Raw genomic sequence first — 21,199 nt, 5'->3', positions numbered from 1 at the left:
TTCCCATGCTCAGGCTCACTTCAGCCCGCGTTGCCGTATGTCTTCTGCCGTTTGCCCTTGGGGCGTGCGGCGATAATTCCGCGAGTGACGATCCGCGCACTAAGCCACCGCTTGTCAGATCCGCCTCCGTCGAGATGGCGAACCCTGCCGCCCGCGCCTTCACGGGCGTGGTGGTGGCAAGAACGCAAAGCGACCTGGGCTTCAGGGTTCAGGGAAAAATCCTCGAACGCCTGGTGGATACCGGGCAGACCGTCAGACAGGGACAGCCTTTGCTGCGTCTCGATCCTGTTGACCTGAAATTACAGGCCCAGGCGCAGCAGCGCGCGGTGGATGCTGCCCAGGCGCGGGCGAGAAAAGCCACCAGCGACGAGTCGCGTTATCGCGGCCTGGTGGCGTCCGGCGCGGTGTCCGCCTCGGAGTACGATCAGATTAAAGCGGCGGCCGATACGGCCCGGGCGGATCTCAGCGCTGCCCGCGCGCAGGCCAACGTGGCGCAAAACGCCACGGGCTATGCCGTACTGCTGGCGGATTCAGACGGCGTGGTGATGGAGACGCTCGCCGAACCCGGTCAGGTCGTTAGTGCCGGGCAGGTCGTCATCCGCCTTGCCAGAGCGGGACAGCGCGAAGCGCTCGTCCAGCTTCCGGAGACGCTGCGCCCTGCCGTCGGCAGCGAAGCGCAGGCCACGCTTTATGGCAGTGAACAACACCCGGTCACCGCGACGTTGCGCCTGCTGTCTGACTCCGCGGATGCCACAACCCGCACGTATGAAGCCCGCTACGTGCTGGATGGTCAGCTGGCGAACGCGCCGCTGGGGGCGACCGTCACGCTCAGCATTGAAGACGCGAAAACGGAAGGTCAGGCGATGCAGGTCCCGCTGGCCTCACTCTACGATGCGGGTAAAGGGCCCGGCGTCTGGCGCATTTCCGCCCAGCCAGAAAAGGTCACATGGACGCCGGTTAAGGTGCTGAGCGTGGGCGAAGATGCGGTCCAGGTCACGGGCGGCGTGAAGCCCGGGGAGAAGATCGTTGCGTTAGGGGCCCATCTTCTGCACGAAGGTGAAGTTGTCAGGCTTGCAGAACAGCGCCATGCCGCTCCGGCGGAGAACGCGCCATGAGCCAACGTCGCTTCAACCTGTCAGCGCTGGCCGTCCGCGAGCGTTCCGTCACGCTCTTTCTGATCGTTCTGGTGACGATTGCCGGTATTTACGCTTTTTTTGGACTGGGACGCGCGGAAGATCCGCCCTTCACCGTGAAGCAGATGACGGCGATCGCCGTCTGGCCGGGCGCAACCGCACAGGAGATCCAGGATCAGGTGGCCGAACCGCTGGAAAAGCGCCTGCAGGAACTCAAGTGGTATGACCGTACGGAAACCTACACCCGCCCCGGCATGGCGTATATCACCTTGTCACTGCAGGACAAAACCCCGCCTTCTGAAGTGCAGGAGGAGTTCTATCAGGCGCGTAAGAAGCTTGGTGATGAATCCCTGCGTCTTCCGGCGGGCGTCATTGGCCCGATGATCAATGATGAATTCTCGGATGTCACCTTTGCCCTCTTTGCCCTGAAAGCAAAAGGCGAACCGCAGCGGCAACTGGTACGCGATGCCGAAGGCCTGCGACAGCAGCTTCTGCACGTTCCCGGGGTGAAAAAAGTGAACATTATCGGCGAACAGGCCGAGCGGATATATATCGCCTTCTCCCATGACCGTCTGGCCACATTGGGCCTCTCACCGCAGGATATTTTCAATGCCCTCAACAGCCAGAACGTCCTGGCCGCGGCGGGTGCCATTGAAACCCGGGGCGCACAGATTTTTATCCGCCTGGACGGCGCGTTCGATGAACTGCAGAAAATCCGCGATACGCCTTTAGTCGCCCAGGGCAAAACGCTCACGCTGTCTGATGTGGCAACGGTTGAACGAGGCTATGAAGATCCCCCGACGATGCTGATACGCAATCAGCATGAACCCGCCCTGCTGCTGGGCATTGTCATGCGTGAGGGCTGGAACGGCCTGGCGCTGGGTAAAGCGCTGGATGCGGAAACGGCGAAAATCAACGATAGCCTGCCGCTTGGCATGACCCTGACCAAAGTCACCGACCAGTCCGTGAATATCCGCTCGTCTGTCGATGAGTTTATGATCAAATTCTTCGTCGCCCTGCTTGTGGTCATGGTGGTCTGTTTTGTCAGCATGGGCTGGCGAGTGGGGGTGGTGGTTGCCGCGGCGGTACCGCTGACGCTGGCGGTCGTTTTCGTGGTGATGGAAGCCGCGGGAATAAACTTTGACCGCGTCACGCTGGGCTCCCTGATCCTCGCCCTCGGTCTGCTGGTTGACGATGCCATTATCGCCATCGAAATGATGGTGGTGAAGATGGAGGAAGGTTACGACAGAATCAAAGCCTCGGCCTACGCCTGGAGCCACACCGCCGCGCCGATGCTGGCCGGTACCCTGGTGACGGCCATTGGCTTTATGCCGAATGGTTTTGCCCAGTCGACCGCCGGGGAATACACCAGCAATATGTTCTGGATTGTCGGCCTCGCCCTGATAGCCTCATGGTTTGTGGCGGTGGTGTTCACACCGTATCTTGGGGTGAAGATCCTGCCAGCGATCCCCAAAGTGGAAGGGGGTCATGCCGCCATCTATAACACGCCTCGCTATAACCGTTTTCGCCAGCTGCTTGGCCGCGTTATCGCCAGAAAATGGCGCGTGGCCGGGTCCGTGGTCGCCATTTTCATTCTGGCCGTGCTTGGCATGGGGCTGGTAAAAAAACAGTTCTTCCCGACCTCCGATCGCCCGGAAGTGCTGGTTGAAGTACAGATGCCTTATGGCACCTCGATTGCGCAAACCAGCGCCGCAACCGCAAAAATAGAAGCATGGCTGGGCCAGCAGCCGGAAGCCAAAATCGTCACGGCCTATATTGGTCAGGGCTCGCCCCGTTTCTATCTGGCAATGGCTCCCGAGCTGCCCGATCCCTCTTTTGCGAAAATCGTGATCCTGACGGACAGCGAGACGTCACGCGAGGCGCTTAAATTCAGGCTCAGGGAGGCCGTCGCCAGCGGTCTTGCGCCCGAAGCCCGCGTGCGGGTAACACAGCTGGTGTTTGGCCCCTACTCGCCCTTCCCGGTTGCCTGGCGCGTGTCGGGGCCGGACGTCAAACAGGTACAGGACATCGCCGAACGGGTGAAAGCCGTGCTTCAGGCAAGCCCGATGATGCGAACCGTCAACACTGACTGGGGGTCACGCGTTCCGGTATTGCATTTCACTCTCGATCAGAACCGTCTGCAGGCGACCGGCTTAACCTCCAGCGCCGTTGCCGAGCAGCTTCAGTTCCTGTTATCAGGCGTACCTGTCACCTCCGTGCGGGAAGATATTCGATCGGTAGACGTCGTTGCCCGCGCGGCGGGTGATATCCGCCTTGACCCGGCAAAAATCGAAGGCTTTACCCTGGTCGGCAATGCGGGACAGCGCGTGCCGCTGTCTCAAATCGGCAGGATTGAGATCGGCATGGAAGACCCGATCCTGCGCCGCCGCGATCGCACCCCCACGATTACCGTACGGGGCGATATCGCCGACAATCTTCAGCCGCCGGACGTGTCGGTCGCCATCATGAAGCAGCTCCAGCCGATCGCCGATGCGCTACCGGCCGGCTACCGTATCGACATGGCGGGTTCGATTGAGGAATCGGGTAAAGCCACGCAGGCCATGTTACCACTGTTCCCGATCATGATTGCCCTGACGCTACTGATCATCATTTTGCAGGTGCGCTCACTCTCCGCGATGGTCATGGTGTTCTTAACCGCGCCGCTGGGGCTGATTGGCGTCGTGCCGACCCTGCTGATATTTAATCAACCGTTTGGCATCAACGCGCTGGTCGGTTTGATCGCCCTCTCCGGCATTCTGATGCGCAATACACTGATTCTGATCGGTCAAATCGATCATAACCAGAAGGACGGCCTCGATCCGTTCCAGGCGGTGGTCGAGGCGACGGTCCAGCGAGCGCGACCGGTCTTACTCACCGCCATGGCGGCCGTGCTGGCGTTCATTCCCCTGACGCATTCGGTGTTCTGGGGAACGCTGGCCTGGACGCTGATCGGCGGTACGCTGGGCGGGACGATCATTACCCTCGTCTTCCTGCCCGCGATGTATGCGATCTGGTTCCGGATCCGCCCGGTTGAACAACGCGTTCAGCACGGCACGGAAAACGTGTAAACTACCATTGGTAGATAACTAATCTGAGGAAAGCATGGTTGTTAAGCGCTTAAGAAAAGAGGACCGCCGCGTGCAGCTGCTGGAGGTTGCGCGTGGAATCGTGCGTCAGCAAGGCACCGAGGCGTTGACCCTTGGCTATCTGGCAGAACGGGCCAACGTGACCAAGCCCATCCCCTACGACCACTTTGGCGATCGCGAAGGGCTGCTGATGGCACTGTATCAGGACTATAGCGATCGGCAACTGGCGAAATTCCGCGAGACGCTGGCGGTTGACAGCAAAACGCTGGAGAAGACGATCCGCTTTTTCAGCGCGGCCTATATCGACTGTGCCATTGCCGCCGGGCCTGAAACCGGGCCAATCGCCGCGGCGCTGTCCGGTTCTCGTGCGCTGCAGACGTTCCGGGAAGCATGCGTGGCCGAATGTGCCGACTGCCTGCGCACCGCGCTTTCGCCTTTTATCGTCTTAAAAGGCGTTCAGGGAGAAGCGGTACTGACGGCCATCATTGGCGCGGCGGAGGCGCTCAGCACCGCGGCGGGCAACGGCGTGCTCGCCCGAAATGTGGCAGAAGATACGCTCAGCGGCGCCATGACCGGCGTGCTTGCGACCTACGCGAATAGCACAAAATGATCGCCGGGGGTGGATTGACACTTAAGTTACCAATAGTAACATAGGCATCTCTTCTCCCCCATTTTGAGGTTGCTATGTCTGCTACAAACGCCATGAGTAACGCGCTGATCGTGACGGCTCACCCTATCGACACGTCCTTGTCCCATTCACTGGCCACCCGCATTGCCGGAAAATTACGCGAGGAAGGTATGCAGGTTGAGTTCGCCGATCTGCATGCTGAAGGGTTTAATCCGGCCATGTCTCGCGCCGATCTTGACTTGTATCACGGGGATCCGAGCGCCCTCCCCGACGATATTCTGCGCGAGCAGCAGCGCGTCGAGCGTGCGGATATGCTGGTGTTTGTCTTCCCGGTGTACTGGTGGTCGGTTCCCGCGCTGTTGAAAGGCTGGTTCGATCGCGTGTTAACCCTGAACTGGGCGTATAAGGTGGCTGACGACGGCCGGATTGTGGGCAACTTACGGGATGTTCCCGTCCGCCTGATTGCCACTGGTGGTAGCGATCTCACCGGATTTGATAAACACGGCTATTCGACGGCGATTCAGACACAGATAATCGAAGGGGTATTTGGCTTCTGCGGGTTGAAGAACGTTAAGCTCGATATCCTTTACCAGGCAGACACGGCGACGCCCGAGCAGGTTGACGAATTTCTGAGCGAGATCGGCAACCTAAAATAATATCGGCTATCCATCCAGCAACGGCGTGCCTCCTTCGCCATAAGGAGGCACGAGTTCTCGATGTTACTAACCGTCAGGGATCCTGCTGGCAAACCGGAACTCTCTTTCTTGTGATTATTCAAAAAATAACGAGAAAAGGCCTATCGTCATCACTACACTCATAATCACCTGAATCAAAATAATAAAAAAAGCGATCCCACCTAATACCGTGATTTTTCGACGCAGAATGAAAGTTATGCCCGAAAGTACAGCACTGAACAGAATGGCTTTAAGTATATAGGAAAGCGGCATCATGGCCGGATGACCGGTCTGCACTCCAGCAAGCCCAATGAGACCCAGTAGAAAATTACCGCAAATTCCCCATCCCCAGAAAGTCATCGGTAAGCTCATCTGTCCCGCGACTAATCTTTTCAACATTCGCACATCCTTTTTGTGATTTTTTATCGAAACACTACGGTTTTTATCCAGTCTCTCGCACAGTTGGATTGTGCAATAAGTCGAGCCGACAAATACGCAACTACCAAATATGCTGATATGATTTTGTTCATCTTTACATGCATATTGATGGTATTGAAAAGAACTATCGGCAGCAAATTTTTAAAGTTTAACGGCTCGTCCGGATATGATTTAAAAGATATATCAGCGAAGGTCATAACATGTTTACGTCAGTTCAGCCAACAACCACCCTCACCACCACCGGACCCTTCGGCGGTGAGAGCGTATCTGTAGTGAACGACTGACAAACAGAACCTCAATCCCCGCCGACATGGACGGGGAAATCTCTCTCCGTTCACCACCCTCTGAATGGAGAAAGAAAATGGTTTCATCTGACAATGCTCTCTTGATTATCGACATGCAGCAGGGCCTCTTTCGGGGCCCGGTTTCCCCTCGCTCCGCCGATGCCGTTCTGGCCAATATCCGCTTGTTAATCGCCAACGCCCGAGACGCGCAGGTGCCCGTCTTTTTTGCCCGCCATATTGGGCCTGACGACTCCCCCTTCTCAGAAAAGGGGCCGTTAACACAGCTGATACCTGAACTGGACGTGAAGGAGCAGGACGTTGTTTTCACCAAGCGCTATCCCAGCTGTTTTCGGGATACGGTATTGCTGCGAGAACTTAATCAGCGAGGTATTAAACAGCTGGTCATTGCCGGGATGAAAACAGAGTTTTGCGTCGATACGACCTGCCGGGCCGCACCGGAGCTGGGTTTCAGGACGGTATTAATTTCAGATGCGCATACAACAATGGATAATGACTATTTATCCGCCAGCGACATTATTGCCCATCACAACAACACACTGGCAGGCCCGTTTGTGACGCTGTCGACTGCTCGTGACTGGCTTTTTAATACGGTGAGTTGACTCGCGTGAGCGCTTATCTCTTTACCCGGCTCGCCTTTCCGCGCGCCGGGCACATAAGAGAATAATTACAGGGTAAAACCACCGTCACCCACCTGTGCCTGAGCGTACCATTGCATCAGCTTCTCGGTGCCAGGCTCGTTTTCTGCCGGTGACCAAGGGGCGGTATCATGCTCGGGCACGGGCTGATACCCCCCGTGTTTAACCTCAAAAATGACGCCACCTTTATCCAGCGACAGCACGGCATGCCAGGTTCCGGCATCCATCTCCAGCACTTTACACTCTTCACCTAACACCACACGCCGGGTCACGTTGCCGCTGTCGTCAAAATTCAGCACCAGAAAGCGACCGCTCAGCGCCGTCAGCAGTTCAAAGGTGTGAGGATGGCGATGGGGGCGAACATAGGTACCAGGTTCCATTGCAATGGCCAGGCGCTGCACCGGGTCGCTCAGTTCAGGGTGTAAATTACGATGGGCGCGTAAGCGAGGAGAATGTGCGGCCTGCTCGCTTTGCTGCTGCAGGTCACTGAAAGTAATTTGTTTCATATACACCTTTAGGAATGTGGGCTGTCTACGGCAACCCGATTGCCGCAAGACGTTATACCATCCTGAACGGTCGAGGAGCGATGGGATTTGTGAAACAAATCGCTGCCTGCGTTATCGCCCCGAAGGCTGATATAAGGCATTAAAGAGATGAGACGGACTCTTCAAGCCAATCAGGGAGGTGTTTTCTGTACCAGTTAAGGTATAGATTCAAATCAGGCTTTTTCCTTTCGTGCAGTAATAACACCACTTCTGTGACAATCCATGCTTTGGCGATAGTGATTTCCCTGGCTAGTTGATATGCATCAGAATGCGTGGCAAAAAAACAGTAGCGCTCGGCAAGTTGTAAAATGCTTTGTTTTGAGCCCATCCCCTGAACCAGCGGAGCAAGGTCGATAGCCGGACTGCCAGTACCGAATCTTTCCCAGTCGAAAAGGATCACATCGCCGTTTTCTCTTCTGCCCCAGTTACCCGCATTGGTATCACCAGAAATTAAACATTCCTGACTAAACAAAACGCAGGCCGCTTGTTGAAAACATCGCATCTGCTGCTCAGCACGCATGGGTAATTTCAAAAGAGACAAGGATTTTTCAAGCGCTGACTCAGACCAGGTATGGGTGTGATAAATCCATGCAGGATCGGCAGGATAATCATGAAGGCGGACAAGGCGTCTCAATATCTCATCCCCGGAAATCTCATCCTGAGAGAGCTTATGAGGAACATATTCGATCCTCAGGCAGCGTCGATGCGGGTCGGCGTGCAACAGTCGCGGGGATTCAACAACGCGACGTAGCGGGTCCGCAGCACGCTCATAAAAGCCGTATTCAACATCGCTAACAGGGTATTTTTCTATCAACGTATTGTCATGTTGATCCATCACCTGGCGGACTTTTGCAGCGCCCATTCTGGATAAATTCTCGGCGGTCATACCATCCTCATGCCACGCGTTCGGTTTCAGGGCGTAAGTATAGTGTGGTTGTTCAACATTTGACGTTGAGTAAAACTCACATTGATTCCCACTATTTCTCGTTTTTCAAACCCGATCGCATTGAAATACCATCCCTTCATTCCCAATCTCTTCCTGACCTGGAACAGAGAGCGAAATTCAAAAAATAAATACACCTGCATGCATATGGAGTACGTATGACACTCGATGTTTTATTTCATCTAATGAAAATGATCTCACCTGAAAAAAACATCGCGGGTGAAAATATACATGCGTTAATAACGTTACTTTCGTCAGAAGACGATAGCACTGAGCTGCTTTCACCCTTTATTCATCGCCTGCATCTTCTGTCTTTCGCCCAAAGCAATCCGGGTAACGCCGAAGAGTTGCTCTCAGCACATTTGCCCAAAGAAGATGGGCTCCTTCCGCTTCTGGACTTCGCGGACTGGCCCCGGGTGCGCTACGCCGCTTCAGGCGAAGTTCAGACGCCTGAATCTGAGGAGTACTTCCGTGAAATGACATCGGCTACCAATCTGTTACGTTCTGCGCTGATCGAAGCTGAACGCGCAAAGGGAACGCCCGCTCTTTATATACTGGATAAATTACTCAATCTGAACAGCGCCCTGCCGGAAAGATATAAAAAGATGGCAAATATTCCCTACGCATAAATACGTTCACTATGCGGAATATCTCCCTGTTAATATTCCGCTATTTATTAAATCCGCTTTTCATTGAAATCAAGACAGACAATATCCAAAGAGGGCACCACTGGTGCATTAAGGTTAAGCCAGGTCAGCAACCGTTCAATACTCTGTCCTCTGAGCGAATTTTTCGGCCAGACAAGGTAGTAACCATCTCCTGTTGCTATCGCCTCCCTGAAGGGCAGCGCGAGAAGGCCGCTTTTCAACGCGTCGAGCGTGAGCCGGAGATCGGCCATCGCCACGCCGTGTCCGTGCATGGCCGCAAGGCTTGCCTGCTCCAGGGTGTCGAACACGATCCCACCGCTCATGTCGAGGCCGGGGAATAAGCCCGTCCTTTTCAGCCAGCGCTTCCAGTCCCGTCTGTCCGGTGACGGATGAATAAGATCGCATTCTGGAAGCTGATGCCGGGCAGGCTCCAGTAAAGACGGCGTACAAACCGGAATAAGCCATTCGCTGAACAGCAGTCGACTCTCAGTTGACTCGCCGAAATAACCGTTACCGAGGAGGATCGCACAATCGTAGGGCTCGCGGCTGAAGTCAACGGTGTCGAAGTCCATCCAGACGCTGGCGATTTCGATTTTCGGCTTCGCGTGGTTCTCGCGAAAGGATTTAAGCACATTGAGGAGCCATCGCATCGTCAGGGTGCTGGGGGCTTTGAGGCGCAGAAGGTGGTTTTCACTTTTGAATGCGCGACAGGCCCACTCAATATTCGAGAAGCTTTCGCTAAGCTGCCCGGCCAGCATGCGCCCGGCGTCGCTGACCTCCACTCTCGGACCCTGCCGCTTAAACAGCTCGCAGTCAAACCACATCTCAAGCGTCCGGACATGCCTGCTGACCGCCCCCGGCGTGATGTTCAGGGCTTCAGCCGCTTTGCTAAAGGAGTTCAGCCGTGCGGCAACTTCAAACGCGCGCAGCGCATACAGTGGCGGTAAAGACATACGTTCCCTTTTTGTCAGGTGTAATCATGCAGTTTTTGTATTATCGGCACTCGGTGACGTTTCACCCCATTCCTCAGCCGGAAACGTTAGCAGCAGCCCTCTGAGCAGAGATTCAAGCTGCGCGCGCTGCGCCTCAGAGAGGTTTCTCAGCAGCGCATTTTGCGTTTCCGTGTGCACGAGTAGCGCCTGTTCGATACGAGCCTGCCCGTGCGGCGTCAGGCTGACGAGCGAGCTGCGCTTGTCATCAGGATCGGCGATCCGCCTGATAAGGCCTTGCTGTTCGAGATGGTTGAGCCGGTTCGTCATCGCCCCTGAGGTGATCAACAGGGATGTATACAGCTGCGTGGGCGAAAGGCAGTACGGCTCCCCGGCGCGACGCAGCGTGGCGAGGACGTCAAACTCGCCCTCGCGAAAGCCAAACGGCGCCATGGCCTGCGCGCGTTCTTTTCCCAGGTGCTTCATCAGCCTGAGCATTCGGCCAAAAATTTTCATCGACGAGGCGTCCAGCTCAGGCATGGCGCTGCTCCACTGGCCGACAACGAAGTCTACATGGTCTTTCATCTTCACCCCGGATAGCGTGGGAATTTATCGAGTTGTGCGGTACATCTTACACAAAAACAGATTTTATCTTAACGTTAAGATAAATGCTCGCGGCAATTTGCCTGGGCCATTCACAACCGAAAAGGATGCCATGTTGAAACGCACATCACCGTTACTCTTCGCCGTTATCGCTTTTATCGTCGGGCTGAACCTGCGCCCCATTCTGGCCTCGGTCGGCCCTCTTTTCTCCGTGCTGCAGCGCGAAGCGGGGCTGACCGCGACGCAATTCAGCCTGCTGACTACCCTGCCGGTGGCGATGATGGGACTGGCTGCCCTGTGTGGTCCCTGGCTTTTAGCCAGGGTCGGTGCCGTCAGGGGAATTATGCTCGGGCTGTTCATCCTGCTGGTAGCCTGTTCATTACGCGGTTTTAGCACCTCGCTGACGGGTTTGATGGGTACCGCGTTACTGGGTGGGGCCAGCATCGGCACGATCCAGGCGTTAATGCCTGCCCTGATAAAAAAGGCGTATACGCAAACGGCCAGCACGATCATGTCGCTATTCAGCACGGGCATTATGGCCGGTGCGGCAGTCGCCGCCGCCAGCGCCGAGCCGCTGTTTTCATGGCTCACGCTCAAACCCGCGCTGGCTATGGCAGGCGTGCTTGCGCTGCTGGCGCTGATGCTGTGGTTACCCCTGGTTAAGCAGCCTCAAGGGGAACAAGCAGCACATGAATCCGTTACGCTCTCTTCCTCCCGGACTGGACTCCTTCTGCTCTTTTTTGGCGTGGGGACGGGTGCCTACACGCTGGTCTTAGCCTGGCTGCCCCCGCTCTATATTCAGGCAGGATGGTCCGCACGCAGCAGCGGCTATATGCTGGCCTGGCTGACCTTAACCGAGGTGGCCGCCGGGTTTGCCGTCTCCGCGCTGATCGGTAAATTCCCCGACCGCCGTGTTCCGCTGATAACAGTACTGTTACTGCTGCTGGCGGGATTACTGTGTCTGGTCTTTGCGCCGGGCACCACGCCGGTCTTATCAACCTTGCTGCTTGGCATCGGTATCGGCGCCCTCTTCCCGCTGTCGCTTATCGTCACGTTCGATCATGCGCGAACGCCCGCGCAGGCCGGGAAGTTACTGTCTAAAGTTCAGGGAGGAGGATATATGATCGCCGCGCTCATGCCGCTAGTTGCAGGGATCGTTCGCGACAGTTCGGTCTCGCTGACCAGCGCCTGGCTGGTGATGAGTGCAGGAGTCGTGCTGTTGATCGTTATCGCGTTCACTTTCAAACCCACCGTGAACGTGCAGGCGCGGTGAATGCGATACCATAATTGAGAGTCGTATTTCAGACGGCTCTACGCTAAATTCCATCATTTCAGGCTATTAAGGAGTGGATATGTCGCAGACGTTACCGGGAATTGATGTCATGTTCGTCGCCGGGTTCGGGCCCATTTCACAGGATACAGCGTCCAGCACCGCGTTTTATATCCAGACTCTCGGACTGCCGCTGAAGCCGATGGAGGGCAATGCCGATTATCTGCTCACTGAAGAGGGACACTTACCGGGCGTGAAGCATTTTGCCGTCTGGCCGCTGTCACAGGCGGCAACGTCCTGTTTTGGTGAAGCGCAGTGGCCCGTGGAGCATCCGATACCGCAGGGATGGATTGAATACGAGGTGCAGGATCTCGATTCCGCTACCCGTGTTCTGAGTGAAAAAGGCTATCGGTTATTGGTCGCCAACCGCACAGAACCGTGGGGGCAGACAGTCACTCGCCTGCTCAGCCCGGAAGGTTTGCTGACCGGTCTGACGATTACGCCGTGGCTGCGTGGATAGAGGATGTTATAAGGTGCTGGCTTATATCACGATAGGGACAAATGACTTTCAGCGCGCCGTGAACTTTTATGACGCTATTTTTAACGTACTGGGCTATTCACGTCTGCCCGCCTGGACTGATAGCTGGGCGATGTGGGGAAACGAAAATCATCCGGATGACGAATTTAGCTTCTGCATTTGTCCTCCTTTTGACCAGCAACCCGCGACGGCGGGAAACGGGACAATGTTCGCATTCAGAGCCGATAACGCGGAAATTGTCAGACGCTTCCATGCAGCGGGCCTCCGTGCGGGAGGAAAGGATGAAGGCGTGCCCGGTACACGAACCGCCTACGGCCCCGATTTTTATGTTGCCTATCTGCGCGATCCTGACGGGCATAAACTGGCATGCGTTTACCGGAATTATTCACCTGATGCAGATACGCTCTCAGGAGAGGAAGAGTCACGTCACTAATAAAGTTTTAAAGTATGGTCCGCTTTTAGCGAAGGGCGGACCTAAAGAACTTGTGTCAAACATCTGATGATTGATCCCCCACCAGGTTTCAAAAGGACCGGTAGACACCCCGTCCTGCGGAGAGATCACTTCAGCTCCAGCATGCTTATCACATGGGCAATATCCGCGATATCACCAGCTGACAATGGTTGCAGAGGTCGAGGCAGGCAATCCATGTCGGTAAGCCCAAGCACACCAGCAGCAGCGGCAATAACGCGAATACTTCCCCCATGTTTCCGGAAGAGCGACCACAACGGCTCGAGGCGGGTTGTCAGGGCTGTAACGCGTTGATGATCGTTTGCCGCCGCAGCTTCGGTGATTTGTTTCGCCATCTCAGGGAACAGACCGCCACACACGGAATACCACACTTCACAACCGGCGTTTAATCCCAGCCCCGCATAAGCGTCGCCACTAATACCGATTGTTACGCCAGGGCGCAAATGTTGACGTAACGTATTCACCCGCTCAATCGCTGCAGCGGGGCTATCCGGGACGCCAGGGATCTTGACCGAGCGAACCCCCTCAAGTGAGGAGAGACGACCGTGGAGTTCATCCGTAAAGGTAAAATGCGTAGTGCCCGGATTATCATAGATACACACCGGTACAGAAACGTGCCGGGTAACGGTCTCAAAGAGTGAGAAGACTTCTTCGTCACGGAGTGGCTGGTAACTGACCGCCGGGAGTAACAGCGCATTCGCACCAGCTGCCTGTGCATCATCTGCCAGATGCAGAATGGCATCGGTACTGACCGCTCCCACACACACCATAACGGGGATGTTCCCTGCATGCTGTTTTGCCAGCGTTGCTACGCGCTTGCGCTGCTCCCGGGTCAGATAGGCGTAGCTTCCGGTTGACCCCAGGATGCCCATAGAATCAACCCGAGCGTCTGTAAGACGGGAAAGAATATGGCTGAAACCCTTTTCATCCACGCCGCTGGCAGTGACTGGGGTTAATGGAAACGCCGACAAACCGGTAAACATAACTGTTTCTCCTGAAGGGTATTACTGCTGTTGTTCTTCGATGAGAGCAACTTCAAACCACAGACCGGGCATCATTTTTTCCAGGCCGTCGGTCAGCATCTTCCCGGCTTCGTGAAGTCTATCCAGCGGCATCTGCGGGAGACTCTCCAGAATAAACCACATTTGCTGAGCTTCCAAGCCTAAGCGGGTTCTGATCCCCTGTCGCCAGTTCCAGCGACGGCAGGTCACGCCGATATCATCACACCAGATAACCTCGCCTTGTGAAGGATACTCAACGGTGGCCTCTCCCTCTTTGACGGTATCAAAAGGCTCTGTTCCTTTTGCCACAGTCAGACGCGGCGCCCCCTGATAGGCAGAGAGATTCTCTCCACCAACCGGAACGGCATAGCGGAGACTAACGGCATTATAAAGATCAACGATAGGATCGAGCGCTGGCATCGTTCCGTCACGTAACACGCGCTTGCGTAACGCATCCGCTGAGCAAGGAGTGCGTTTAGGTTTAGCACCAAACTTTTGAAAAACGTCGGCCCATGCCGCCAGATGAGAGTCCGCCCACTCTGGTTCACCGGCCAGAACGGCTTCACAGGCTTCACGCAGCGCCATTTCTCCAGTGTCGGGATTAAGCACTGGCGCAGCTTTTACGCAGATGCTGAGTGCCCGAAAACCGGGAGCAATACGATAAATTTCAGGGGCAATTGACGGCGATACTGTTAGCACGTGATAATCCTGTAATGACCACTTTATTCCATGATAATGACCAATGACCAAAAAAGTCAATTTAATGACCGATGCAATTTCGATCGCCAGTTCCGTGAATGAAGCCGTATCGCAGCGAATAAAACTGTATCGTAAGCAAAAGAAAATCTCCCTTGATGAACTCTCGCGTCGGGCAGGCGTCAGCAAGGGAGCGCTGGTTGAGATAGAGGGATGCCGGGCGAATCCCAGCATTGCTCTGTTATGCCGCCTGGCTGCCGCAATGGGGGTTTCGGTGGCTGATTTTGTGGATGTCAGTTCAAAACCGACCGTGCATCTCATCGCTGAAGATGAGATCCCTGAATTGTGGGAAGGTGAAAAAGGCGGGAGAGCAAGATTGCTCGCAGGGTCAGGTGGCCCTGATATGACCGAGCTCTGGATGTGGGAAATGCAGCCGGGGGAAAAATTTGCGTCCCCCGGCCACACGGAAGGTACGCTTGAACTGTTTTATGTGCAGTCGGGCACGCTCACACTCGGCGTACAGGAACACGTGTATCGGGTAAATACTGGCTGTTCGGCAACCGCCAGAACGGACGTTCCTCATTTCTATGAAAACCAGGGGGAGAACCCGCTGGTATTTATCATGACAGTACATGAAAAAGCATCCTGAGCATTCCCCGGCACCGAAACGTGCTCCCAGCCTTCCCCTTCGCTGGCGATAACAGTGAGGTTTTGCTTCGAGCCGTTCCCGCGCGGAATGACGAAAAGGCCATTGTTACCATCAGCTGCAGACGTGCCCAATGGGCCGCTGGAAATACGAAAACTTTCAGGAACCTTCATAAGCTAACTTCTTAATTTTGATTAAAAAATATCAGGTCATTATCTGAAAATGACAATTCTGGTCATAAACATGATCTGGTTAGTACTTCGATGACTGTTACAGGCATAGGCTTGCCTTCAATAATCTCATTGAATGCATGGAATATGAATGAAGATTTCAAGCGCGGTAATGGCACTGGCGCTGCTGGTGCCGGTAGCAGGGAATGCAGCGAAAGATCACTCGATTGAGCTGAAGTGCGAGAAGATAAAGGTGACGCTGTACGACAAAATGAGACCAATACGCTCTTACGAATGTTCGAACCCAGTCGAGAAGGTGCAGGCCATGCCTAACATCCAGTCCATCGGTGAGATGAGATGCCAGTAAGCTTGGCCCGAGTATGGATAGAGGTGGTTGACGGTGGTAATGCAGGCACTTGTCCGTAGAGCGGTGAAGACGGTCTGCTTTATCGCGTTATCCCTCCCTGTAGGACGCGCGCTGGGCCCCGCTGACGGGTGGTTTAGCTATATCTGGGCTAACCGTATTGGCGAGGTGTTGTATGGGCCCGACGAGATAGGCCAGGACAGTTTATACGAGATCTATACTTATATCGGAATGTTGAACATTCTTCTCATTACGACGGGTATATATCTCCTGACAATCACGTTATTGAACGAGATAAGGAAATAGGGAAATGGCTATACCAGCTTACTTATGGCTTAAGGACGACGGCGGCGCATTAATCAAAGGCGGGGTTGATGTCCAGGACAGAGATTGCAGTATCGAGGTGAAAGGGTTCCACCACAACCTCATGATCCCAACAGATAACGCCACCGGCAAAATAACCGGCACCCGCATGCACTCGCCTATGCTGATCATCAAAGAATTCGACTGCTCAAGCCCATATCTCTATAAGGCTGTGGCCACCGGTCAAAGTCTGGTGTCAGCTGAAATAAAATGGTACCGGATCAACTACCACGGGCAGGAGGAAGAGTACTTCAACATGCTGCTTGAGGGGGTACGGATTGTTTCTATCTCCCCTGCAATGGCACCAGGCGATAACCCGAACGAAAACCACATGGAGACGGTGGAGCTGCGTTACGAGAAGATCACCTGGAAGCATAACGACGGGAACATCATCTTCAGCGATGCCTGGAACGAACGCCAGTCTGCGTAGAGAACGTAAGGGGCGCTAAGCCCCTTAATCATACAGCCAGCGCCCCGCTTTGGCGGACTCAATAATCATTTCAAGCGTTAGCGGCTTGTACTGCCGATCACGAAACTTCTTTCTAAGCCCAAACTGGAACCAAAACAGCTCAGGCTCAAAGTAGTTATCCAGGACAAAGTTGCTGTGCTCTATTCCATACCGGGTGAAAAGGTCGAGTAGCATGTCCTCCAGATCTTCAGGGACGAGGTTGAAGTGCTCCTGAAAGGTCCAATCCTTCCTGGCGGGTTGCTTACGCTCACTGTAGTTCTCAGTGATGTAATCTAAAAACTCTTGCTCATCAGGCAACAACATTAGAAATATGTCCAGGCGATCCGATGTTCCGGTCGTGCTATGAGGTTGTACTTGTTCCGGGTTTCTCTGGCCACAATGGCAAAGACAATCACTGCCTGAGCATAACCAATATACGGAACGGCTCTTCCTACTACCGCCCCTACGCTGTTCGTGTATCGTACTTTACCCACACCGATAATGGTCTCCACCCTCACCCCAGAAGAGAAGCGTACGCCCTTCAAAATACGACGAGCTACTTTGGAGGCAATGCTTGTGCGGGAGCCTGACGCCCCCAGCACCTTACGCTTGGGAATAATAGGCTGTCCTGCGAGAATCGTAGCAGCTGTCTCCACGGATATTCCCGTATGGTCTGCCAGACATTCAGCGAAGATTAGCATGAAGAGCTCATGCTGGGTTAAGTTCTCGTTACCGTGATAATTGTATGTCCCGCCCTGTTCACCTAATGCGCCCATTGCTTAATCCCTTGGTCAAATAAGCGCAAGGTTAAACCCTTAATATTTTTAAGAGGTAATGCGGATGTACCACTTTCGAAAAATTCAGAATAAAGCCCGATGTGACCGGGGTACGAACACCTTTAACCCAGTTGGGCCCTATCCTGACATACAGCATGAAAAAAACTGTTTTAACTCGTTGGGTCAACCACTGGGAAACCCACGGTTTCGGAAACTGGGCAATCTCTTTGAAGGATAGCCCTGATAGAATCATTGGTTTTGGCGGTCTGAGTATCAGCAGTTATGCTGATATAATAATTAATAACTTAGGATATCGTTTCGCCACAGAGGCATGGGGAAAAGGTCTGGCGACAGAGTTCTCGAAAAACTCTGTCAGATATGGTTTTTGTGAGTTAAAGCTGACCGAGATCTCTGCCGTAGTTAGAGGTAACCACGTGGCATCGCAGAAAGTTCTTCAAAAAGCTGGGTTGAAATACATAAAAGAGATTTATGATGTGAAAGACGCGCCGCCGAGCCTGCTTTTCTCTCTCACGCATAGTGAATGGTTAAGACAATCAATGTGAGAGTACTTACTCTACATCATTTAAATAAAAGAATCATTCTGCGGTGTTCAGAAAAAAACCAATGTACGTCACTGGCACTGAGCGGACATGCTAACTGAGCTAAAGGTCAGCGGTGAGCAAGAATCGGATCTTTAGTTTTCGAATTGAACGTATGTGATGGGTATTATATGCTCATCCATATACACTACAAAAAGAGACTGTTAATGACCACGTTCGGTGCTATTTTAAAAGCCCACCACATTGACTATAAACCTACTAATCGTTCATCTTTGGATGAGTGGTTTTATTCTATTTTGGATATACCAATCGATGAGCTCAGTATTTTTGACATATCCAGATCAATCAGACAAGATGTCTTTTTGGAGTATGTTTTACCAAGAGCTGAGGTTTTTTTATACGAAGATCCTTTAGCTGGAGATTATGACGGGCAACTTCTTTACGATATTTCGATGCTGACTGAAGCACAGCCCCCTTCGATAATGGCGATTTTGAAGCGGATTAGCACCTATTTGAGTCAGTTGGATAAGCATAATTTTGACAGCCAATCAATTAAATCTATTGAAAAAATATCAGCACTTGCTCACAATTGATATTTTTAAGCATTGAGAGAAATTCATCCATAATTAAGATGTTACAATGTTAGCAAAATCTGCTTCTGCCAATTACTGTGGGATAATTACTTCTTCAAATCAGGATACCCGTTTTAAGGTCAAGCTTAAAAGGTTCCCAGCCTCCTGGCGGGTCCCACTCTCCCTGTCCAAGCACTGTATCATTCTCTATTGATGTTATGATTACACCATCAATGGCACACTGCCTGGATTTCCAGATAACGCCCGCAGCAATATCCACGAGGAAAACGTGGCAGTAAGTGGCGACCAGAACCCGGTCATGTAGCTTGTCTGCATGGATGTCAGGAACTGAATAAATATGTCCAACGTAATCATCTAGTGGATGGCTTTTGAACATGTGTGTGGCCATGTCAAAAACATGAAAATGGTCGCCACAAATAATAGCCACGTGAGATTCATTCAGAAGAAACTCAGAAAAGGCGCTGGAAATAAGCCAGCCATCCTCATCTGCACGTATATATAACTGTAAAATCAGAAGGGGCTCGCCGTCGTTACTCATTAGCAACCGCCGATCTTTTTCTCCCTTAGAGCCAAAAGGATTGACGTCTATTATCGAAACACCTTCCGTTTCATCGCCGGGCGTGGCCTGTTCAAGATAAGTCGCTTGTAATGTCATGGAGTATTCCGAGTGTATAATGCAGAAGTATTCATACTACTTTACAAGCTGAGGTCATGACAGCAACATATCCCCAACAAACGGATGGCTCTGGCGACAAAATACTCACCTTCCCAGTGCCGCAACAATTGCCCCCTCCATTTTCTCTGGCGTAGTCATTGGTGCAAAGCGCTTGAGGGGTTTACCGTCACGCCCGACAAGGAACTTGGTAAAGTTCCACTTAATCCGCCCACCCAGCACGCCGGACAATTCGTCTTTCAGATAACGAAACATCGGATGTGCTGCGGCACCGTTAACCTCGACTTTCTCGAACATGGGAAAGCTGACGCCGTAGTTAATGTAACAGGTCTTTGAGATGTCGTCGGCTCCGCCAGGCTCCTGCTTACCGAACTGGTTGCAGGGGAAGCCAAGCACCACCAGCCCTTGATCGGCGTATTTTTTGTACAGCACTTCAAGACCCGCATACTGGGGCGTAAAGCCGCACTGGCTGGCCGTATTAACAACCAGAACCACCCTACCCGCATAGTCGGCCATAGAGATCGGTCGGCCATCAAGGCTGGTAGCGGTAAATTCGTAAAAGCGCGTCATCTGTGTGGTACCTGTTCTGCTAAATCGAGAGGTGGATACAAAAATACGAGGTTCAGGACTGACATTCCAGATCTTCGCGAGTGGGCCCCTGAAAGTAGACGGTACCAATATGGCAGCTACGGGGCTGAGTCAGCACAAAACGCACCGTTTCCCAGACAGATCGTCCATTCATTAAGCGCTCCCCCATTCGTGAGCGATCGTCGACAAGCGCGTCTAACCCGGTAAGTTCAAAATCGGGTGGATACAAGCCGGTCACCCTTATATTTTCCCGGGACAATTGTTTTGACAGTTTGGTGATAAAGCCGCTCATTCCATGTTTGCTGGCAAAAAAAGCGGGATGGGCAATGGAATCTGTAAAGTTCGGAATACTGCATGCGGATATAATCGCAATGATGTCTGCGCCGTCTGAACGTCGCAATCCTGAAAGCAAAGCCTGGGTGAGCAGGATTGAACCTGTCAGGCCTGAACTGACGGTATTGACGATTTCTGTGCTCGATTGTTCGTCTAGAGTCCCTGACAGCCACTGAGCAGCATTCAGTAGTAAAATATCAATTGGCCTGTCTGCATGTAAGACCTGCGAAGAGAACTGAGAAACGGATTCCGGCTGGGCTAAATCGCAAAGATACCCTCTTGCCACACCCCCTTCAGCCGCGATGAGGGCGCAGGTTTTTTCTATATCCTCGACCCGACGGGCGCTAAAATCCACGTCAACGCCCTCTCGCGCCAGCCAGACGCACAGCGCCTGACCAAATCCCCCGCCGCCACCCGTGATAACAGCGCGTTTTCCTCTCAGCATAACTCTGCGTCCTTTATCGTGATGAGTCTGTGTCGGAGGATTTATAGCATGACGGGGCGGGGTAACATCTTCCCGTTAGTGCCGTGGCGCGAACTTCCCGTCCTACACCGCCGACTTCGGCCGTAAATTCTCGTCAAACGTCAGCCTCTTGCGTTCAGGCTCAACCTCGCGCAGTGGCTCTACCTGATGCATCGTCAGCTTGCAGCGCTCCACCAGTACCTGATATTCCCGCGTGCCCTGCTGCTTCCAGGCCAGCTCCTGCTCGCTCAGCTCACGGATCGCCTTTGCCGGGCTGCCGATGATCAAATGGTTGGCAGGCATCTCCGCTTTGGCCTTCACGAACGCCGCCGCGCCGACGATGCTGTTTTCACCAATGACCGCCCCGTCCATCACCACCGCGTTCATGCCCACCAGCGCATTGCGGCGGATCACGCAGCCGTGAAGAATGGCGCTGTGGCCGATGTGCCCGTCCTCTTCCACCACCGTGTCCTGCTCCGGGAAACCGTGCATCACGCAGTTATCCTGAATGTTCGCCCCGTCTTTCACCACGATACGGCCAAAATCACCGCGCAGGCTGGCATTGGGACCGACGTAAACGCCTTTGCCCAGAATCACGTCGCCAATGAGCACCGCTGTGGGGTGAACATAGCTCTCGTCAGGCACGACCGGCGTCAGGCCGTCAATTTGATAAACAGGCATC

General features: G+C 53.6%; 26 protein-coding genes and 1 pseudogene. 14 read left to right on the top strand and 13 right to left on the bottom strand.

Annotation, left to right across the window (positions count from 1 at the left end; genetic code table 11):
• Positions 1–5: 5 nt before the first annotated feature.
• The 4 genes from KGP25_RS11060 to KGP25_RS11045 all read left to right on the top strand — a co-directional run bounded on the left by KGP25_RS11060 (position 6) and on the right by KGP25_RS11045 (position 5,503).
• The gene (locus KGP25_RS11060; RefSeq protein WP_223540435.1) at positions 6–1,115 is read left to right on the top strand and encodes an efflux RND transporter periplasmic adaptor subunit; all 1,110 of its coding nucleotides are present in this window, start codon (positions 6–8) and stop codon (positions 1,113–1,115) included.
• Complete coding sequence (locus tag KGP25_RS11055; RefSeq protein ID WP_223540434.1) at positions 1,112–4,201, top strand: efflux RND transporter permease subunit; 3,090 nt, start codon at positions 1,112–1,114, stop codon at positions 4,199–4,201. The genes KGP25_RS11060 and KGP25_RS11055 overlap by 4 nt, the downstream gene beginning before the upstream one ends.
• Before the next feature lie 34 nt (positions 4,202–4,235).
• Positions 4,236–4,829, top strand: coding sequence for a TetR/AcrR family transcriptional regulator (locus tag KGP25_RS11050; RefSeq protein WP_045910453.1), 594 nt, complete (start codon positions 4,236–4,238; stop codon positions 4,827–4,829).
• Positions 4,830–4,903: 74 nt separating this feature from the next.
• Positions 4,904–5,503: an NAD(P)H-dependent oxidoreductase gene (locus tag KGP25_RS11045; RefSeq protein WP_223540433.1), complete on the top strand. Its 600-nt coding sequence runs from the start codon at positions 4,904–4,906 to the stop codon at positions 5,501–5,503.
• Positions 5,504–5,617: 114 nt separating this feature from the next.
• Here KGP25_RS11045 and KGP25_RS11040 read toward each other — a convergent pair whose 3' ends face one another.
• Positions 5,618–5,920, bottom strand: coding sequence for a hypothetical protein (locus KGP25_RS11040; RefSeq protein WP_048030616.1), 303 nt, complete (start codon positions 5,918–5,920; stop codon positions 5,618–5,620).
• Positions 5,921–6,320: 400 nt separating this feature from the next.
• On the opposite strand from KGP25_RS11040, the gene KGP25_RS11035 reads away from it, so the two are divergent.
• Entirely contained in the window at positions 6,321–6,863 is a 543-nt protein-coding gene (locus KGP25_RS11035) for a cysteine hydrolase family protein (protein ID WP_223540432.1), read from the top strand.
• Between the two features lie 65 nt (positions 6,864–6,928).
• Here the strand turns inward: KGP25_RS11035 and KGP25_RS11030 are convergent, their stop codons facing one another.
• A complete protein-coding gene (locus tag KGP25_RS11030) occupies positions 6,929–7,405 on the bottom strand; it encodes a WbuC family cupin fold metalloprotein (RefSeq protein WP_063621553.1) in 477 nt (158 codons plus the stop codon).
• 139 nt (positions 7,406–7,544) lie between these two features.
• Positions 7,545–8,330 carry a phosphotransferase gene (locus KGP25_RS11025; RefSeq protein ID WP_196352321.1) on the bottom strand — a complete coding sequence of 262 codons (786 nt, stop codon included), beginning with the start codon at positions 8,328–8,330 and terminating at the stop codon, positions 7,545–7,547.
• A gap of 215 nt (positions 8,331–8,545) precedes the next feature.
• On the opposite strand from KGP25_RS11025, the gene KGP25_RS11020 reads away from it, so the two are divergent.
• Positions 8,546–9,016, top strand: a complete 471-nt coding sequence (locus KGP25_RS11020; RefSeq protein WP_196352322.1) for a hypothetical protein — start codon at positions 8,546–8,548, stop codon at positions 9,014–9,016.
• A gap of 47 nt (positions 9,017–9,063) precedes the next feature.
• Here the strand turns inward: KGP25_RS11020 and KGP25_RS11015 are convergent, their stop codons facing one another.
• Positions 9,064–9,987 carry a LysR substrate-binding domain-containing protein gene (locus KGP25_RS11015; RefSeq protein ID WP_223540431.1) on the bottom strand — a complete coding sequence of 308 codons (924 nt, stop codon included), beginning with the start codon at positions 9,985–9,987 and terminating at the stop codon, positions 9,064–9,066.
• 24 nt (positions 9,988–10,011) lie between these two features.
• Positions 10,012–10,548 (bottom strand): MarR family transcriptional regulator, encoded by a 537-nt coding sequence (locus KGP25_RS11010; protein ID WP_048030625.1) that lies wholly within the window; start codon positions 10,546–10,548, stop codon positions 10,012–10,014.
• A 130-nt stretch (positions 10,549–10,678) separates the two neighbouring features.
• Here KGP25_RS11010 and KGP25_RS11005 point away from each other — a divergent pair, with 130 nt between their 5' ends.
• The 3 genes from KGP25_RS11005 (at position 10,679) to KGP25_RS10995 (ending at position 12,807) form a co-directional block, all read left to right on the top strand.
• Positions 10,679–11,839 (top strand): MFS transporter, encoded by a 1,161-nt coding sequence (locus KGP25_RS11005; RefSeq protein WP_223540430.1) that lies wholly within the window; start codon positions 10,679–10,681, stop codon positions 11,837–11,839.
• 79 nt (positions 11,840–11,918) lie between these two features.
• Positions 11,919–12,356, top strand: coding sequence for a VOC family protein (locus KGP25_RS11000; RefSeq protein WP_167210433.1), 438 nt, complete (start codon positions 11,919–11,921; stop codon positions 12,354–12,356).
• Between the two features lie 13 nt (positions 12,357–12,369).
• Positions 12,370–12,807, top strand: coding sequence for a VOC family protein (locus tag KGP25_RS10995; RefSeq protein WP_111966742.1), 438 nt, complete (start codon positions 12,370–12,372; stop codon positions 12,805–12,807).
• Between the two features lie 125 nt (positions 12,808–12,932).
• Here the strand turns inward: KGP25_RS10995 and KGP25_RS10990 are convergent, their stop codons facing one another.
• The gene (locus tag KGP25_RS10990; protein WP_223540429.1) at positions 12,933–13,826 is read right to left on the bottom strand and encodes a dihydrodipicolinate synthase family protein; all 894 of its coding nucleotides are present in this window, start codon (positions 13,824–13,826) and stop codon (positions 12,933–12,935) included.
• Positions 13,827–13,847: 21 nt separating this feature from the next.
• Positions 13,848–14,543, bottom strand: a complete 696-nt coding sequence (locus tag KGP25_RS10985) for a B3/4 domain-containing protein (RefSeq protein ID WP_223540428.1) — start codon at positions 14,541–14,543, stop codon at positions 13,848–13,850.
• 43 nt (positions 14,544–14,586) lie between these two features.
• Between KGP25_RS10985 and KGP25_RS10980 the strand changes: the two genes are divergently transcribed.
• The 3 genes from KGP25_RS10980 (at position 14,587) to KGP25_RS10970 (ending at position 16,513) form a co-directional block, all read left to right on the top strand.
• Entirely contained in the window at positions 14,587–15,189 is a 603-nt protein-coding gene (locus KGP25_RS10980; protein WP_223540427.1) for an XRE family transcriptional regulator, read from the top strand.
• A 318-nt stretch (positions 15,190–15,507) separates the two neighbouring features.
• On the top strand, positions 15,508–15,723 hold the full coding sequence (locus KGP25_RS10975) for a hypothetical protein (RefSeq protein ID WP_196346267.1): 216 nt from the start codon (positions 15,508–15,510) through the stop codon (positions 15,721–15,723).
• A 307-nt stretch (positions 15,724–16,030) separates the two neighbouring features.
• A complete protein-coding gene (locus KGP25_RS10970) occupies positions 16,031–16,513 on the top strand; it encodes an Hcp family type VI secretion system effector (RefSeq protein WP_196346266.1) in 483 nt (160 codons plus the stop codon).
• A 24-nt stretch (positions 16,514–16,537) separates the two neighbouring features.
• On the opposite strand, the gene KGP25_RS10965 is transcribed toward KGP25_RS10970, so the two are convergent.
• Entirely contained in the window at positions 16,538–16,855 is a 318-nt protein-coding gene (locus KGP25_RS10965) for a DUF1493 family protein (protein ID WP_063401427.1), read from the bottom strand.
• Entirely contained in the window at positions 16,855–17,307 is a 453-nt protein-coding gene (locus tag KGP25_RS10960) for an STM2901 family protein (RefSeq protein ID WP_223540426.1), read from the bottom strand. The genes KGP25_RS10965 and KGP25_RS10960 overlap by 1 nt, the downstream gene beginning before the upstream one ends.
• A gap of 112 nt (positions 17,308–17,419) precedes the next feature.
• Between KGP25_RS10960 and KGP25_RS10955 the strand changes: the two are divergent.
• Positions 17,420–17,870: pseudogene (locus KGP25_RS10955) on the top strand (GNAT family N-acetyltransferase); the annotation flags it as partial.
• A 203-nt stretch (positions 17,871–18,073) separates the two neighbouring features.
• Positions 18,074–18,460 (top strand): contact-dependent growth inhibition system immunity protein, encoded by a 387-nt coding sequence (locus KGP25_RS10950; protein ID WP_223540425.1) that lies wholly within the window; start codon positions 18,074–18,076, stop codon positions 18,458–18,460.
• Between the two features lie 94 nt (positions 18,461–18,554).
• Here the strand turns inward: KGP25_RS10950 and KGP25_RS10945 are convergent, their stop codons facing one another.
• The 4 genes from KGP25_RS10945 to paaY all read right to left on the bottom strand — a co-directional run bounded on the left by KGP25_RS10945 (position 18,555) and on the right by paaY (position 21,198).
• The gene (locus KGP25_RS10945) at positions 18,555–19,115 is read right to left on the bottom strand and encodes a hypothetical protein (protein ID WP_048993101.1); all 561 of its coding nucleotides are present in this window, start codon (positions 19,113–19,115) and stop codon (positions 18,555–18,557) included.
• A gap of 105 nt (positions 19,116–19,220) precedes the next feature.
• Positions 19,221–19,703 (bottom strand): glutathione peroxidase, encoded by a 483-nt coding sequence (locus KGP25_RS10940; protein WP_223540424.1) that lies wholly within the window; start codon positions 19,701–19,703, stop codon positions 19,221–19,223.
• Between the two features lie 52 nt (positions 19,704–19,755).
• A complete protein-coding gene (locus KGP25_RS10935; RefSeq protein WP_223540423.1) occupies positions 19,756–20,499 on the bottom strand; it encodes an SDR family NAD(P)-dependent oxidoreductase in 744 nt (247 codons plus the stop codon).
• A gap of 102 nt (positions 20,500–20,601) precedes the next feature.
• The gene (paaY, locus tag KGP25_RS10930; RefSeq protein WP_025757959.1) at positions 20,602–21,198 is read right to left on the bottom strand and encodes a phenylacetic acid degradation protein PaaY; all 597 of its coding nucleotides are present in this window, start codon (positions 21,196–21,198) and stop codon (positions 20,602–20,604) included.
• Between the last annotated feature and the right edge of the window lies 1 nt (position 21,199).

The sequence above is a fragment of the Enterobacter sp. JBIWA003 genome, from assembly GCF_019968825.1.
Taxonomy (GTDB): Bacteria; Pseudomonadota; Gammaproteobacteria; order Enterobacterales; family Enterobacteriaceae; genus Enterobacter; species Enterobacter quasiroggenkampii.
This window is presented reverse-complemented; position numbering and strand designations above follow the sequence as displayed.

Bases quoted from the DNA above. Each gene is read 5' to 3' on its own strand.
- KGP25_RS10950 (WP_223540425.1), top strand. From the start codon at position 18,074: ATGACCACGTTCGGTGCTATTTTAAAAGCCCACCACATTGACTATAAA.
- KGP25_RS10975 (WP_196346267.1), top strand. From the start codon at position 15,508: ATGAAGATTTCAAGCGCGGTAATGGCACTGGCGCTGCTGGTGCCGGTA.
- KGP25_RS10935 (WP_223540423.1), bottom strand. From the start codon at position 20,499: ATGCTGAGAGGAAAACGCGCTGTTATCACGGGTGGCGGCGGGGGATTT.
- KGP25_RS11020 (WP_196352322.1), top strand. From the start codon at position 8,546: ATGACACTCGATGTTTTATTTCATCTAATGAAAATGATCTCACCTGAA.
- KGP25_RS10980 (WP_223540427.1), top strand. From the start codon at position 14,587: ATGACCAAAAAAGTCAATTTAATGACCGATGCAATTTCGATCGCCAGT.
- KGP25_RS11060 (WP_223540435.1), top strand. From the start codon at position 6: ATGCTCAGGCTCACTTCAGCCCGCGTTGCCGTATGTCTTCTGCCGTTT.
- KGP25_RS11045 (WP_223540433.1), top strand. From the start codon at position 4,904: ATGTCTGCTACAAACGCCATGAGTAACGCGCTGATCGTGACGGCTCAC.
- KGP25_RS10940 (WP_223540424.1), bottom strand. From the start codon at position 19,703: ATGACGCGCTTTTACGAATTTACCGCTACCAGCCTTGATGGCCGACCG.
- KGP25_RS11005 (WP_223540430.1), top strand. From the start codon at position 10,679: ATGTTGAAACGCACATCACCGTTACTCTTCGCCGTTATCGCTTTTATC.
- KGP25_RS11050 (WP_045910453.1), top strand. From the start codon at position 4,236: ATGGTTGTTAAGCGCTTAAGAAAAGAGGACCGCCGCGTGCAGCTGCTG.
- KGP25_RS11000 (WP_167210433.1), top strand. From the start codon at position 11,919: ATGTCGCAGACGTTACCGGGAATTGATGTCATGTTCGTCGCCGGGTTC.
- KGP25_RS11055 (WP_223540434.1), top strand. From the start codon at position 1,112: ATGAGCCAACGTCGCTTCAACCTGTCAGCGCTGGCCGTCCGCGAGCGT.
- KGP25_RS10945 (WP_048993101.1), bottom strand. From the start codon at position 19,115: ATGACATTACAAGCGACTTATCTTGAACAGGCCACGCCCGGCGATGAA.
- KGP25_RS10990 (WP_223540429.1), bottom strand. From the start codon at position 13,826: ATGTTTACCGGTTTGTCGGCGTTTCCATTAACCCCAGTCACTGCCAGC.
- paaY (WP_025757959.1), bottom strand. From the start codon at position 21,198: ATGCCTGTTTATCAAATTGACGGCCTGACGCCGGTCGTGCCTGACGAG.
- KGP25_RS10965 (WP_063401427.1), bottom strand. From the start codon at position 16,855: ATGTTGTTGCCTGATGAGCAAGAGTTTTTAGATTACATCACTGAGAAC.
- KGP25_RS11025 (WP_196352321.1), bottom strand. From the start codon at position 8,330: ATGACCGCCGAGAATTTATCCAGAATGGGCGCTGCAAAAGTCCGCCAG.
- KGP25_RS10960 (WP_223540426.1), bottom strand. From the start codon at position 17,307: ATGGGCGCATTAGGTGAACAGGGCGGGACATACAATTATCACGGTAAC.
- KGP25_RS11040 (WP_048030616.1), bottom strand. From the start codon at position 5,920: ATGTTGAAAAGATTAGTCGCGGGACAGATGAGCTTACCGATGACTTTC.
- KGP25_RS11035 (WP_223540432.1), top strand. From the start codon at position 6,321: ATGGTTTCATCTGACAATGCTCTCTTGATTATCGACATGCAGCAGGGC.
- KGP25_RS11015 (WP_223540431.1), bottom strand. From the start codon at position 9,987: ATGTCTTTACCGCCACTGTATGCGCTGCGCGCGTTTGAAGTTGCCGCA.
- KGP25_RS10970 (WP_196346266.1), top strand. From the start codon at position 16,031: ATGGCTATACCAGCTTACTTATGGCTTAAGGACGACGGCGGCGCATTA.
- KGP25_RS11010 (WP_048030625.1), bottom strand. From the start codon at position 10,548: ATGAAAGACCATGTAGACTTCGTTGTCGGCCAGTGGAGCAGCGCCATG.
- KGP25_RS11030 (WP_063621553.1), bottom strand. From the start codon at position 7,405: ATGAAACAAATTACTTTCAGTGACCTGCAGCAGCAAAGCGAGCAGGCC.